Annotated in this window: 14 protein-coding genes and 1 tRNA gene; 6 read left to right on the top strand and 9 right to left on the bottom strand. The window is 46.1% G+C overall.

Annotated features, from left to right (window positions below):
* Positions 1-312: 312 nt before the first annotated feature.
* Positions 313-828: an outer membrane protein OmpX gene (gene ompX / locus A8F97_RS04275; protein WP_014700479.1), complete on the top strand. Its 516-nt coding sequence runs from the start codon at positions 313-315 to the stop codon at positions 826-828.
* A gap of 290 nt (positions 829-1,118) precedes the next feature.
* Positions 1,119-2,288, top strand: coding sequence for an MFS transporter (locus A8F97_RS04280; protein WP_015730776.1), 1,170 nt, complete (start codon positions 1,119-1,121; stop codon positions 2,286-2,288).
* Between the two features lie 47 nt (positions 2,289-2,335).
* Here A8F97_RS04280 and A8F97_RS04285 read toward each other — a convergent pair whose 3' ends face one another.
* On the bottom strand, positions 2,336-3,736 hold the full coding sequence (locus A8F97_RS04285; RefSeq protein ID WP_014700477.1) for an EmmdR/YeeO family multidrug/toxin efflux MATE transporter: 1,401 nt from the start codon (positions 3,734-3,736) through the stop codon (positions 2,336-2,338).
* Between the two features lie 373 nt (positions 3,737-4,109).
* Here A8F97_RS04285 and A8F97_RS04290 point away from each other — a divergent pair, with 373 nt between their 5' ends.
* From A8F97_RS04290 to A8F97_RS04300, 3 genes are all read left to right on the top strand, one after another.
* Positions 4,110-4,646, top strand: a complete 537-nt coding sequence (locus A8F97_RS04290; RefSeq protein WP_033071704.1) for a rhodanese family protein — start codon at positions 4,110-4,112, stop codon at positions 4,644-4,646.
* A gap of 57 nt (positions 4,647-4,703) precedes the next feature.
* Positions 4,704-5,033 carry a DHCW motif cupin fold protein gene (locus tag A8F97_RS04295; RefSeq protein WP_033071703.1) on the top strand — a complete coding sequence of 110 codons (330 nt, stop codon included), beginning with the start codon at positions 4,704-4,706 and terminating at the stop codon, positions 5,031-5,033.
* A 415-nt stretch (positions 5,034-5,448) separates the two neighbouring features.
* Positions 5,449-6,519, top strand: coding sequence for a class I SAM-dependent methyltransferase (locus A8F97_RS04300; protein WP_127087979.1), 1,071 nt, complete (start codon positions 5,449-5,451; stop codon positions 6,517-6,519).
* 71 nt (positions 6,520-6,590) lie between these two features.
* Here the strand turns inward: A8F97_RS04300 and A8F97_RS04305 are convergent, their stop codons facing one another.
* From A8F97_RS04305 to A8F97_RS04330, 6 genes are all read right to left on the bottom strand, one after another.
* The gene (locus A8F97_RS04305) at positions 6,591-7,073 is read right to left on the bottom strand and encodes a cold-shock protein (RefSeq protein ID WP_033071702.1); all 483 of its coding nucleotides are present in this window, start codon (positions 7,071-7,073) and stop codon (positions 6,591-6,593) included.
* Between the two features lie 300 nt (positions 7,074-7,373).
* Positions 7,374-7,913 carry a DUF2058 domain-containing protein gene (locus tag A8F97_RS04310; protein ID WP_014700472.1) on the bottom strand — a complete coding sequence of 180 codons (540 nt, stop codon included), beginning with the start codon at positions 7,911-7,913 and terminating at the stop codon, positions 7,374-7,376.
* Positions 7,914-8,167: 254 nt separating this feature from the next.
* Complete coding sequence (locus A8F97_RS04315; RefSeq protein ID WP_014700471.1) at positions 8,168-8,413, bottom strand: YmjA family protein; 246 nt, start codon at positions 8,411-8,413, stop codon at positions 8,168-8,170.
* Between the two features lie 564 nt (positions 8,414-8,977).
* Entirely contained in the window at positions 8,978-9,289 is a 312-nt protein-coding gene (locus tag A8F97_RS04320; RefSeq protein ID WP_014700470.1) for a hypothetical protein, read from the bottom strand.
* Between the two features lie 436 nt (positions 9,290-9,725).
* A tRNA-Ser gene (locus tag A8F97_RS04325) sits at positions 9,726-9,815 on the bottom strand.
* Positions 9,816-10,034: 219 nt separating this feature from the next.
* Entirely contained in the window at positions 10,035-10,673 is a 639-nt protein-coding gene (locus tag A8F97_RS04330) for an RpiB/LacA/LacB family sugar-phosphate isomerase (RefSeq protein WP_014700469.1), read from the bottom strand.
* Positions 10,674-11,167: 494 nt separating this feature from the next.
* Here A8F97_RS04330 and A8F97_RS04335 point away from each other — a divergent pair, with 494 nt between their 5' ends.
* Entirely contained in the window at positions 11,168-11,821 is a 654-nt protein-coding gene (locus tag A8F97_RS04335) for a tellurite resistance TerB family protein (RefSeq protein ID WP_014700468.1), read from the top strand.
* A gap of 96 nt (positions 11,822-11,917) precedes the next feature.
* Here the strand turns inward: A8F97_RS04335 and fabA are convergent, their stop codons facing one another.
* Positions 11,918-12,436 (bottom strand): bifunctional 3-hydroxydecanoyl-ACP dehydratase/trans-2-decenoyl-ACP isomerase, encoded by a 519-nt coding sequence (fabA, locus tag A8F97_RS04340; protein ID WP_014700467.1) that lies wholly within the window; start codon positions 12,434-12,436, stop codon positions 11,918-11,920.
* A gap of 91 nt (positions 12,437-12,527) precedes the next feature.
* The gene (locus A8F97_RS04345; protein WP_014700466.1) at positions 12,528-14,297 is read right to left on the bottom strand and encodes an AAA family ATPase; all 1,770 of its coding nucleotides are present in this window, start codon (positions 14,295-14,297) and stop codon (positions 12,528-12,530) included.
* Positions 14,298-14,323 lie beyond the last annotated feature (26 nt).

A 14,323-nucleotide genomic window follows, 5' to 3' on the forward strand; every position in this document is an offset into this window, starting at 1 on the left:
TGGTATGAATTGACTTTTATTGACCTTTATTTACGCATCATTTAACCAGGATGTTTTCATTCAATACCACTAGCATACAAATTGAGCGAGAAATTCAGAATTGTCTGTTTTGCCGTCCAGTAATGAATTTATTTTTAATCTAACTGTCACAATAAAAACTTCAATTTAATTAGTGGTATAGGTTGTTTTTGACAATATTTGTTACATCTAAAGCCTAATTGATAAATATTTATAGGGCGGCAAGTTCCGAACTTCTTTGTTATATTTACTGCGTTAGTTAGTCTTTCATAAAATGAATTTGAGGCTGTAAATATGAAAAAAATCGCGTGTCTTTCCGCTCTGGCTTGTGTATTAGCCGTTGGCGCAGGTTCTGCATTTGCTGGTCAAAGTACCGTAACTGCCGGTTATGCTCAAGGTGATGCTCAGGGCGTACAAAATAAAGTTAAAGGCTTTAACCTGAAATATCGTTACGAGCAAGATAATAACCCACTGGGCGTTATTAGCTCATTCACCTACCTGGAAAAAACGGGTAGTGATGGTAGTGACTATAACAAAGGCCAGTACATGGGCTTTACTGCTGGTCCTGCTTACCGTCTGAATGATTGGGCAAGCCTGTATGGTGTTGTTGGTTTCAGCCACGGTAAAGTAACGAGCAATGATACCAGCGGTTCTGCCAACAGCAGCAATGATGATTACGGCTTCACTTACGGCGCCGGTGTTCAGTTCAACCCAATTCAGGACGTTGCTCTGGATGTTGGTTACGAACAAAGCCGTATCCGCAGTGTTGACGTTGGTGCCTGGGCTGTTGGCGTAGGTTATCGCTTCTAATCTAACCCTGTAGGGTTTTTTATCCCTCAGTGTTGGTGTTAGCTGTGTCAAAAGAATCCGCTCTTTTTAGGGCGGATTTTTTATGGATTTTTGTCTAAGCCAGCAACGAGCTTTACCCGTAATTTATCCAGTCACCTTCCAACCGATCGATATCCGGTCGTTCTTGTTGCCATTGATCACATGCATACTGTAACGGTCTGTTTAAAGATTTTATCTTGATGTGAAGATTCTTTCTGTGAAGATAATGATCATCAGGAAGCAGTGACTTGTTTAAGCTATTGAGGTTATACATGGTAGTGGCACCAACGGCCCGCACGCGGGCTTTTCTTTTCTTTACGATTATTCTGTTGGGGTTGAATTTACGCCCTGTTCTGGCGGGCATTGGTCCGTTGTTGAATCAGATTCAGGCCGCAACGGGCCTGGATGACAGCATGGCCGGGATGTTAACGACGCTCCCTGTGTTCGCTATGGGGTGGTGCGCGTTATATGGCGGGCAATTACAGGCGCGTCTTGGTGAGTATCGAGGCGTCACGCTGGGTATCGTGGTCATTGCCTTGGCGTGTAGCACCCGTTGGTGGCTGAATAGCGGTACTGCTTTATTGGTTAGTGCGGCGCTTGCTGGTGTCGGAATTGCCTTGATTCAGGCGCTGGTGCCGTCGTTTATCAAGCTCCATTTTGGTCGTCATAGCAGTCTTCTTATGGGCTTTTACACCACGGCGATAATGACCGGAGCGGCGTTTGCTGCTTCATCGGTCTCTCCGATGGCAAATGCGTGGGGCTGGCAAAGTGCGTTGGCCTGCTGGGGAATTGTGGCGTTGGTTGCGGTGGTGGCCTGGCGATGCGTTCCTAAAGCGTATACCACGAAGCAAGATGCAGTGGCCGTTTTAGCGACGCGTCGAAGTGGAATGGACTGGCTGCTGATGGTGTTCTTTGGCATTGGGACGGGCGCATATACCCTGGTGCTGGCATGGTTACCGCCGTATTACATGCAACTGGGATTAGATGCGACACAAAGTGGCCTGATGTTAGGCGCATTAACGATGACGGAAGTGATTTCCGGTCTGCTGGTATCAACGTTCATTAACCGTTTTCCCGATCGACGGAAGTTGCTACTTCCTATTTTGGCTGTGATGCTGGTGGGCATGATTGGGCTGATTGCCGCCCCGCTGACGTTCACATACCCTATCATCATCATGCTGGGGATTGGGATTGGCGCGCTGTTCCCGCTGTCGCTGATCGTGGCATTGGATCAGGTGACTGAACCGCATAAAACGGGCTCGCTGATGGGTTTTGTGCAGGGTGGTGGCTATATCCTCGCCAGTTTAATGCCGCTGCTCGCCGGGTTTATACGTCAGCATACGGCAGGTTTGGAGCAAGCCTGGATGATTATGACCGTTGGTGTGGTTGTGTTGATTATCATGGCGACCCGTTTTGCTCCGTTGAAGAGTCTGGGCCGCTAAGCACGTTATTCTTGTTGTAAGCGAGCGAACTTCCTCGCTCGCTATCATCAATCTGTCGGTGAACGATAGCGCCATAGCCAGCGGCCGCTCATCAGTCGGCGGTAATAGAAGAATCCGCGCACAATCCAGTCAAAGAACATACCCATCCACACGCCGATCACGCCAAAGCCGAGCATCACGCCGAGGATGTATCCTGCGATGACCCGACATCCCCACATGCCCGCCATCGCTACCCACATGGTGTAGCTGGCATCCTTCGCCCCTTTCAGCCCGGCGGGTAATACCCACGATGCCGCCCAGATTGGCATAAATAGCGCATTAAGCCACAGGAGGTGTTTTGCTACGTCGATCACTTCCGGTTCATTGGTGTAAAACGATGCCAAAAAGCTAGCGCTAGGGACCGAAAGTACGGCAAGAGCACACAGCCCAATGTTGGATAGCCAGAAAATGTGTTTTAGCTGACGAGTGGACTGCATGATCTGACCTTTCCCCAGCCGTGTACCAACAATAATCGTGGCGGCTGCGCCGAGCGAATTGCCGGGCAGGTTAATCAGCGTCGAGATGGAGAAAGCAATAAAGTTGCCGGCAATCACTTCGGTCCCCATGCCTGCCACAAAACGTTGGGTGATGAGTTTACCGATATTAAACATCACGGATTCGATGCTGGCGGGGATCCCGATGCTGAGCACCTCGTAGAGAATCGATACGGTAAAAGGTGCAAAGTAAGACCTGAAGGGTATGCGCAGCGCACCGTTAAAACCGTGCATCAGCGTCAGAATCACGAGTATCGCTCCGATATAGCGTGAAATGGTAATTCCGATGCCTGCACCGATAAAACCGAGTCCATCCCAGGAGAATGCCCCGTAAATCAGTAGGCTACTGATGGCAATATTGAGGATGTTCATCCCAATATTGATGACCATGGGTAACTTGGTATTCCCCGCGCCCCGGAGCGCGCCGCAACCGACTAACGCGATAGCGACAGCAGGATATCCCCACACTGTCCAGCGAAGGAACGTGAGAGCCAGCGTTTTAACCTGTTCATCGGCCTGTCCTGCGATCAGATCGATGATTGCTGAACCAGCAAATTCAACCAGCGCGACCAACAGAAACGATGACAAAACCAGTAATGACATTGATTGGCGAGCGGCAGAACGTGCCTGCTTTCTATTGCGTTGCCCCAGACTGAAAGCAACAACAACTGCGGTCCCCAATGCGACCGCAGTGAAGAATGCAATGATGACCATGTTGAAGCTATCAGCCAGACCGACGGCCGCCATGGCCTCTTTTCCCAGCCAACTGACCAGGAACGTACTGAAAACTCCCATCAACACGACGCAGAGGCCTTCAATAAAGATAGGGAAGGCGAGTGGTGAGATTTCTCTCCAGAAGAGAACGCGGTTGGAGTAACGCTTTTTATACCAGTCTGTATCTTTTAATTTTTTCATGAAACGGTCTTGGAGATATCTCAAGTTTCCCGGTCGGTAAGGTAAACAGAACCATAGGATGGCTCGTAAATAGCATCATTTTTATACAGTACACTTATCTCTTTGGTGCGATAGCGGTAGCATGGCTGTTTTTAAAATAGTGTTCCTATTTACAGAGTATCAGCCGCCAAATCGATGTCCAGCCTCGATTGCTTTCCCTGCACGGAAAGTGGTTGCACGCGTGCATTATTTAGTTTAGATTTTACTTAATTAGTTTTATCTAAATTAATAGCAACACGCATATAATCAGCAACATCATCTTTCTTGCTGGCTGAACACCGTGTTGAGTGACGCATTATGACGGGTTTCAACGGCTCAAAAGAGGATCACGATCATGTCAACACCACTTGCGATTTCACCCGCACAGGCCAGCAAATTGTTAGATGAAGGCGCGATACTCATCGATATTCGCCAGCCGGAAGAGTACGCCCGCGAGCATATCGTACCGGCGAGATTACACCCGCTGGATCCTGCAGCAGGATATGTTCTTCCTAAAGAGGATAGGGAAGGAAAGATTATAATTTTCCATTGCTTGTCTGGTATGCGTTCAGCACAGAATGCTGAGATTCTGATGCAGTCTGCGTTTCCGGCAACGGCTTTTTTACTTGATGGTGGAATGACTGCCTGGAAAAAGGCGGGCTTTCCAACAGAAATCAATAATAAACAGCCAATTGACGTCATGCGGCAGGTTCAAATCGCCGCTGGTGTACTTATTCTGAGTGGTGTATTACTGGGTTACAGCGTCAATAGCGCTTTCTTCCTGCTCTCTGGATTTGTAGGGGCCGGGTTGCTGTTTGCTGGCGTTACTGGTTTTTGCGGTATGGCAAGGCTATTGATGAGAATGCCGTGGAACCGTGGGGCCAAACGCTGAGTAGCAAAAATAGTCAACGGAGTGTTAACCAATAACGTTGAGAATAGGGGCTGTAGTATGGACATGAAGAACATTCCGTTTGGTACGACTGATTGGTCACAAATAGAACCCACTGAGCATAAGGGGGAGTCGGGGATCGCGTATTGGCGAACACAGCGTTTTGATAATATCCGAGTTCGTATTGTCGAATATACGCCGGGCTATCTGGCCGACCACTGGTGCTCAAAAGGGCATGTTCTGCTGTGCCTTGAAGGTGAACTCCATACGGAATTAGACGATGGTCGTGTTTTTGTCCTCAAACCTGGAATGAGCTATCAGGTCGCGGATAACGCGGAAGCGCATCGCTCCTACACGGAGACTGGCGCTAAGCTGTTTGTTGTGGATTGATGTCAGGGGCTAATTTGGTGTCACGGAGACGGGTTGTGTTTTCTCTAGCTGGACTTAGTCGATAGTCGTATAGGAAATCTCTTTCACACGAATGATTAATCTGCGCAAACTCTGCTGGATGAAATGAGAGATAGCTGTCTCTCATTTCATCCAGGCTCTGGCTGGCCAAATTCCTCCTCCGCTTATTGCACGATGAAACATATAAATAATGTATTAATGTGTTTCTGTCATTTAAATATCACTTTAATGTATATAATTATTTTGTTGCTAATAAATTTAAAAGCGAATGATGTTACTAATATCTAATCTGATTATGAAATGACATTCAATTTTTAATTATTTAGTTGAAAACTTATCCAATTTATTTTTATTTGTCTATATTTATAGACCTGATTATGATTTTGGAGAGTTCACTTTGGAAGATAGTGTTTATTGTCAAGGAATTATGGAGTCTCGTGGCATTTATAATCAACATGCAAAGGTTCAGGCTAGTGGCAATTTTTTTGCCATGCCAATCTTAGATGGAATTGTTGATGATATGAGCGTTTTCATTGAAGGTAAGTATATATCTATTGCTGACTATGGTTCATCTCAAGGGAAGAATTCTTTGCTTCCTATTGGTAAGATCATTCATTCAATACGTTCAAGATTCCCTTCTCATCCTATTTTTGTAATGCATACTGACCAAATTAATAATGATTATTCAACATTGTTTAATGTGCTTGAAAATGATTCTGAAAGTTATACTAGCCATAAAGATGTTTTTTACTGTGCGATTGGTCGTTCATTTTATTCGCCTATTCTCCCAAGTAACTCCATCCTTTTGGGGTGGTCAGCATATGCAGCGATGTGGTTAAGTTATGTTTCTATTAATCAGTGGGATCATATTGTTCCTTATAAAACATCATCTAACATCCAGAGACAGTTAGCCCAACAAGGAGAACAGGATTGGAGAAGATTTCTTGCGGCTCGAGCCACGGAGTTACAAGTCGGTGGTAAATTAGTACTATTACTAGCTGGTATCGATAATGAAAATCGTTCTGGTTTTGATGTCATCATTGATAATGCAGCACAAGTACTGGATGAAATGGTGATAGATGGCTATTTTTCTAGTGATGAACGTGCAGTAATGAAAATTGCCACATATATGCGTCGTTCTGAAGAAGTATTAGCCCCCTTTACTCATCAAATCAGCTATTGTGGTCTTCGCGTTGTTCATTTTTCAGTTGATGTTCTATCCGATCCTGCCTGGCAACATTACCTCGCTCATAATGATGTTAAGGAAATGGCCGCGCAGCAAGTTTTATTTTTTCGATCAACGTTTATGCCGTCGCTACTTTCTGCTTTGGAAATTACATATAGTGCTATTGCGCTACAAAATATTACACGTATCTTTGAAGAAAAATTGACAGAGCGCTGTGCTTCTTGCCCAGTTCCTATGGAACAAAGAGCACAAATTTTAGTACTAGAAAAAATAGAGAGCTAGTCAGTTAGCAATGCCGAAATCTTGCTTATTAATGTGCGCAGGATTTCGGCACAAAGCCAGTATGAATTATTTCACATCTTTAGCTGTTTCACCGCGGCATCTACGTCTATTTCATCTTCCGAGAAGATTAACGTCGTTCCCTGGAAGGTGGTGATCGCCAGTTTTTTCAAAGAACGCATTTCACCAGGTTTAGCGCTTGATTTCGGTCTGATACTATTCATCAGTACCCCCACAGACAGCACCACATTTTCTTTATCGATGCGGGTATCGGCAGGCACTTCTTCGCTGTAAACCACGAAAGACTTGAGCGACGTGAGCTTTAAGCGTTCGCCCGCGATGTAGATGTATTTACTTTCCGGCACAACTTTTACAGCATACGCTGATAAGCCTTTGTTATTCGTGGTGGGTTCGAAGGTGACTGCCGCATCTTTCTTAATCAGCTCAGGATTGGCGACTTTAATCACATGAAAATAACGGTTATCACCGTTTTCATCTTTGATAAATCCAAAACCTTTATCTTTAAACCAGGTTGTGATCGTTCCGTTCATCGCCATTACCGCCTACTTAATCGTTTATCTACTCAGTTTTTGCAGCGCGCAGTGTAAAACACATTTCCTGCGCAGACCACGCCTTTGATTTAAGTCTGGACGATAAATTTCTGGTATGCGAGGGGGAGGGTGACAATGACGATATAAGCGATGGAGAGTAAAGCGCTGCGTTCAACTGCGACGGAAACGTCAACGGGGTCGGCAGCAACCTAGGGAAACACAGCGCTTTTTATGGGCTGGCTGAACACAAAATATGACTGAAAAGCCCTGGAGGACTGTTCAGTCTAGGCAGTTGTAAGACGTTCATTACCACATTAAATCATCTGGCACTTTAAAATCAGCATACGGATCTTCTTCGTCTTGCTCTTCCTGACTAAGCGCACTATTTAATACAATGCTGTCCGCATCTCGCTGCATGATTTTATCGGCTACAATGGCGGGGATAATAGCGTATTCACTCTCTCCGCTGTTATCGAGAACCAAACGTGCAATAGCGAGACGGCCACTAATCAACTGAGCTTGAGTCAGCTTATCCACATCTATTTTTTTAATTAAATTATTATCTGTGAAGTTAAAACCAATATTGCCTTTTGAAACGTCAATCCTATTCATTTCAATAAGTTGCTTAACCTGTGCCTTATATTCTTTAGATAACGTCGCTTGTTTTTGTTGTTCGCTTAGCTGTTTATCACGCTCAAGTTGTGCTTTTTTATTTTCTTCTACAGCCTCTCTTGCCTCACGAGCCTGAACACGTGATTTTTTAGCTGTTCTTTGGACTTTGGCCATTTTTTTGCTGGTGACTAATCCAGCTTTTAGCATCTGCTCTTGTAAGGTGAGTTTTGTCATCTTCGTTTCTAAACCAGTTGGATAATGTGTGGGATTATACCCGTAATTTTTGAGGCTATACCAGATTGCAGAATTTGATCGCTGTGTCACTTGAATTTGGGGGAGGCAGCCGTCTGCAGTTGGCGTTAGTTGGTCTCCGAATTGGATACAACATTCAGTTTTAGGCACTACCCGTCCGTGAGCAGTGCCAGGATTTCTTAGGTGTTATGAGCGGTATGCAATCATAACATCGCTATGTTGTATCCTTTTCAAAACTACTCATTGCCCCATTGATTCAGAAACATCGCTATCTCATCAATACGTTGTTCGTCTATACCAGCTTCGCTGGCCATCTCTTTCTGCGCATCCTCGCTAATTTCTTCGTTATTCATTAAGCGGGTGATCAGCAACTGAAAATAGTGCGCCAGAGGTTCGCGTTCTGGCTCGCTTACCGACTTTGCGGATTCCGTCGAATATTCATCCGCGATGTCATAATATTTAAGTGGTATTTCATTGTTCATAAGTAGCCCAAGGGTTTAAGGTCTCAGTCAGTTGCTGCTTGTGTCATCTGGCCTGAATAATATCATTCTTATTCGACAAGAGTAATTCCAGTGGCAATTTCGTTATTGAATTCGGTGGGGAAGGTATGAAACACCAGTGTAGCGACTCTTGATTTTTCCAAGGAAGAGGTTGGGTTTATATTATAACTAACTGTTTTTATTGTTTTAATTTCTATTTTTGTTCATGTGGCTAAAACGAAAAATCATAATGAGAAATGGCCTGTGCATGACAGGAGTATTTCGTTTGATATGCTGATTTTACCGTTGGCTGTGCTGTAAATTTAATTTTGCTTTACGATGCACTAACACCATCATTTTCCGTGTGTGTTGCCATAGGATCCCATCGAGCAACATAAACTCACACCACTCGGCTGTGCCCAAAGAAAGAGATTTGTGCATCAACTCGCCGACACGTTCGGCCGGGAGCGAGTTTCTTACATATTGTTGCTATTAGCGTCCAGAAAATCAGTCCACCATTGCAGCATCAGGCGACGTTATTTTTTCCTATGTGGCTGATCACTAAACTTACAACGACTGTATAGCCTGAACTTCATGCTGAAAAACATAAGGATCAGATAAAAGGCAAAATTTATCATCTTCAGGGTAGGTTACGGCGATATGATAATCTTCACCAGCAAAAGCCTTAATCGCATCAATGTCAGTCCAATAAGTCGCAAGGAAAAAATGTTCCCAGTTCCCTTGGGTGACTCGCTTAACAAAAGCGCCCTGGTTACCTGTTATGCCTTGCGAATGTTTTACACCTGTTAATTGAAGATGAGTTGCAAAACCTTCTGCATGCTCCAATGGCACACAGCCATGCCATGTTCTTACTATCATCGCTGACTCCTGTCTTAGTAAAGTCAATAAATTAACTAAATGAACAAGTAACGGGTAAATATTATCATCATTTTCGCGATAATTCAGGAAAGCTCTTACGCGTGTATCTAAAGGTTATGCCTGTGTCTACAGGAGAAGCACACTTTTTCCTGCAGACCCCCCTGAGGTCTCCTGTGGGGAATTGTAGTCAACAATCCCATACCGAGAGAGCGGGGCATTCGCCAGACAGTGATGTTTTCAAACCTAATGAATGAAGAGGGTTATAGCTATACCCTGAGCTTTTCTTTATCTGTCTGTTGGTACAAGAAAAACTAGCTTAATGCGAGGAATGCTGGATCTCAAAAGCAAAAAAGTCCGCCGGAGCGAACTTTTATGTATGACTTTATATAGAACAAAATCGAATTGGATAGATAACTTATTGATTTTGTTTGAAATATGGCGGTGAGGAAGGGATTCGAACCCTTGATACGTTTTCACGTATACACACTTTCCAGGCGTGCTCCTTCAGCCTCTCGGACACCTCACCGGGGGTTGCCTACAAGGGGCAACGGGGCGCTACTATAGGGAGTCACTTAGCTTCGGTCAAGCAGTATTTCGCGCTATCGGTACGTCTGGCTAAGCATTGAACGGTAACGGGTCGTTCATGTAACTGTGTCGTCAAAATATAGGCAAAATGAGTGGGGTGTTGGCATAAAAAAACCACAGACCTCTATGGCCTGTGGTTTTTTTGTCAGCTATTGGACGATTACGCCAGTAGTGTTTTGATATAGCTGGTCAGTGTTTCGTCTTTGCTGTTAGCGAAGAAGTATTCTTGGAATTTAGGACCTGCAATGGCACCTTTAACCAGATCCTGATCAAGACCTTTCAGGATGGTGATCAGATCGTTATAGGTTACTGCTTTTACGGCATCCAGGATTTTCTTGTTACGTTGTTGAGGAACAACGCGATCGCTTGGATAGCCTCGACCACCTTCTTCTTTGAACAGTTGGGTAAACAGATTTTCCAGGTTCAGTTCAGCGCCCCAGCCAAAGCCTTTAGCGTAAGGAACAGATACTGCATTACCGTTGTTGATCTGAGAGAACAGGTAAGCATCAGATGGGTCAACAACCAGACCGCAGATTACGCCAGGGAAGGAGTTACAAGCCAGCATTGCGCCTTGGCCAGTACCGCAACCGGTCACAACGAAATCAGCCGCGCCAGAGTTCAGCAGGATAGCTGCCAGAATACCGTTCTGGATGTAAGTCAGTTGCGCTGCATCTTCAACGGCGTATTGGCCGTAGTTGTGTACAGTGTGACCCAACGGTGCAACCGCTTTGGTCAGAGACTCGGCGATGATGGCGTTTTTAGCAGCCTGGCTGTTCTCGTTAATCAGTGCAATTTTCATGTTCGTTCCTTTTCTGTGACGGACAAATACATTTTTTAAAACTGTATTTCAATTTGATGTGTGCAGTATACCGTTTCAAAAATAAAGCGCAAATCGTGGAAGCAAAGAATGCGGCACAGCCCATAAATTTGGGAAAAACACGATGAAAGAAAAACAAGTGATGTTGGGATAAGTTTTTGAAAAATTGTAATTTATTTCAGAATTATAGGTGATGGGATCCTGTGCCAGAGAAGGTGAGCGTATTGCTCCGTGCTTCCCTGTTACGGTGGGTTACCGGATAAAGCCCACGGCTGCCGAAAATGGAGAGTCACAACAGCGTAAAGACAAACGGAATGATCAACGTACAACGCCGGACTGTCTCCATCGTGCTGCCGAGTAGAAACGCGCTCCATACTTTTCACTGTTATACACAATCTGACAAACAAATGCCCTCCACACCATTACTATGAGTGATAGCACCATCTAGTGATGTCACTTTTCCTTGAGGAATGAAAATGAATAATTGGCTGCAACAAATTCAGGGCTTATTAGGTTCCGCTAGCAAACAGGGGAGTCATCATCAAGGGGGAAAAAACGGCAATTTGGGTGATATGCTGAAGCCCGCAGCGCTGGGGGGGTTGGCGGGAGTTTTACTATCAAATAAATCCACGCGAAAAATCATGGGTTCATTGGGTAAAAATGCTCTGATCATTGGTGGCAGTGCGGCGGCGGGTGTCGTGTTATGGAACCAGTATAAGAAACGCGTTCGTGACACACACCAGGAAGATCCGCAGTTCGGCTCTCAGTCTTCGGCTAATGATATTCGTGCACGGCGTTTGATTCAGGCTCTGGTTTTTGCTGCCAAGAGCGATGGACATATTGATGCAACGGAAAAACAGCGGATTGATGAAAATATTCAGCAACTGCAATTGGGCAGCGAGGCGCAACGCTGGGTACAGGAAGCCATAGAACAACCGCTTGATCCGATTTTGCTGGCGAAAGACGTGAAGAATGAAGAAGAGGCGCTTGAGGTCTATTTCCTTAGCTGCGCGGTCATTGATGTTGATCACTTCATGGAGAAAAGCTATCTGGATGCGTTAGCAACGGAGCTGAAGATACCGCAGGACGTGCGCCAGTCGATCACTAATGAACTTAAAAGCCCAACATGATAAGTCGAGTGATTTAGGGCTGCGGTTGGATGTAATCGGATAAATAGAAGAGATAGCGCGGGCGAAAAATTCTTCGCCCGCAATCCAGTCTGGTACTTAGAAAGCGCTGGTGTCTTTGAACAGACCGACTTTCAGTTCAGCAGCAGTATAGATCTGTTGACCGTCAACCAGCACTTCGCCATCAGCAATACCCATTACCAAACGGCGATTAATTACGCGTTTGAAGTGAATGCGGTAAGTCACTTTTTTCGCTGTCGGCAGAACTTGCCCGGTGAATTTGACTTCACCCACGCCGAGTGCGCGGCCTTTGCCTTCGCCACCCAACCAGCCCAGATAGAAGCCGACTAGTTGCCACATGGCATCCAGACCAAGGCAGCCTGGCATTACCGGATCGCCAATGAAATGGCAACCGAAGAACCACAGGTCAGGCGTGATATCCAATTCGGCTTCTACATAGCCTTTGCCGTAGTTACCGCCGTCTTCCGTCATTTTAACGACGCGGTCCATCATTAGCATGTTAGGGGCGGGCAACTGAGGGCCTTGTGGGCCGAACAGTTCACCACGACTGGAGGCAAGGAGGTCTTCTTTTGTATAGGATTCGCGTTTATCTACCATGGTCTCTGTAAGCCTTGTTTTAATGAAGCACGCAGGTTAGCGTACACCTGTACGCTGGGCAAGTCTGTTGCGTCTGGTTGAACCAGTTGGTTTAACGGAAAAACCAAGGAAAACGTCTGCGTTCCTGTGGTAAAAGTTGTCCAATTCGTTCACGGATCGCCGCTAACAGACTTGGCTGCTGCTCATCGTCATAAGCGAAATTGGTCAGTAATGACACCGCTTCCGGTGCAGTTTCTACTGGGAACAAATGGAATTTCCCGTCGCGTACCGCTTCAACCACATCCTCCTGTAAGCACAGATGGCGTAGGTTAGCTGCCGGTAAAATCACGCCTTGAGTTCCCGTTAATCCGCGACGCTGGCAAACCTCAAAGAACCCTTCTATTTTCTCATTCACGCCACCAATTGGCTGTACGTGACCAAATTGATCGACGGAACCGGTAACGGCGAACTGCTGATTGATTGGTTGTAAAGATAGGGCGCTGATCAGAGCACACAGCTCTGCCAGTGAGGCGCTGTCACCATCAACTTCGCTGTACGATTGCTCGAAGACTATGGATGCTGAGAAAGGAAGTTGTTGATCAAGCTCCAATTCGGTAATCAGGAACGCTTGCATGATCATCATGCCTTTAGCGTGTAAATTGCCAGCAAGTTCGGCTTTGCGTTCGACATCAGTGAACTCACCGTCGCCGGCATGAACGACACAGGTGATTCGTGTCGGTTCGCCAAAGGCAATGGGGTAGCCAGGGAATTCCAGTACGGAAAGCCCGTTAATCTGGCCGACAACTTCGCCTTCTGTTTCGATCAGAATCTGGCCAAGTTCTATTTCATCCTGCATACGTTCACGCAGGTAGCCCTCACGCCATTGGCGCGCGGCAATGGCATCGACCAGTGCCTGCTCCGTAATCTGACCATCTCTGGCGTACAGAGACGCATATTTTAACTGGCTGATTAGCCAGCGTGGGCATAATGGCAAATTACCCTGATCGCCACTGTAACGCACCGCACTGTTCACGAATGCCGGCCAGGCATCTGCATCCAGCAGCGGCAGTTGATTTTCGTTGCATAACGCATTGATGTAAGTACACCAGCGCGCCATATCATCTGTCTCAATCAACTGTAGTTGTGCTTCGAACTCACCGTAAATCGCGTGTTCGCCTAATTCTGGCTCCATATCATGAATATCCGCCAGACTTTCCCGGTCACCGATAATAATCAGACGAATATCGAGTGGGATCGGGGGCACATCAACGGGAAGAGGTTTGCGCTCGTCTGGCGACTGCCAGCGATAGATCCCCTCAGCCATAATCTGCTTCAGACGCAGCCACATTAAAGGCTGAGCCAGCAATGCTCTGGCTGACAGGATCAATGTACCGCCATTAACTTGATGAATCAGCCCTGGATGCAGTGTGATTTCATCGTGGAAATTGCGCAGACAGCCGAAGAGTTGTTCGGGTTCGATCCATTCCTGATAGCCACAGGATTGCTGTGCGGCAAAATTATCCGCAGGCTGTGTGGCGGGTTCGACCCGGATATAACGACCCTCAATGATGTATTTACTGCCATGTATCGCCCCGGAGTCTGGCCTGATGGCGCTCAGCGCCCGGGCGATCAATGCCATGTATTCATCGTTCTCTTGCGCTTTCAACAGCATAAAGTGGGAAGGGGAACGAGGGTGGCAAAAGAGCGTCAGGCTATCTGCCAGACGCGACTGAATAGCGGAGAATTCAGCAGGAGCAAGCTGAGCTGCCTGAGTGAATAGCGTTTGATAAGGCGTATTATTAGGCAGTAAATGCTGCCATGAGAGTCGGTTACTGGTCAAAGTATCAATGTAATCGTCTAAAGGAAAAGCGTGATTATACAAGAATAATGCGGACTGCGCATAAGGAG

The sequence above is a fragment of the Pectobacterium parmentieri genome, from assembly GCF_001742145.1.
GTDB lineage: Bacteria > Pseudomonadota > Gammaproteobacteria > Enterobacterales > Enterobacteriaceae > Pectobacterium > Pectobacterium parmentieri.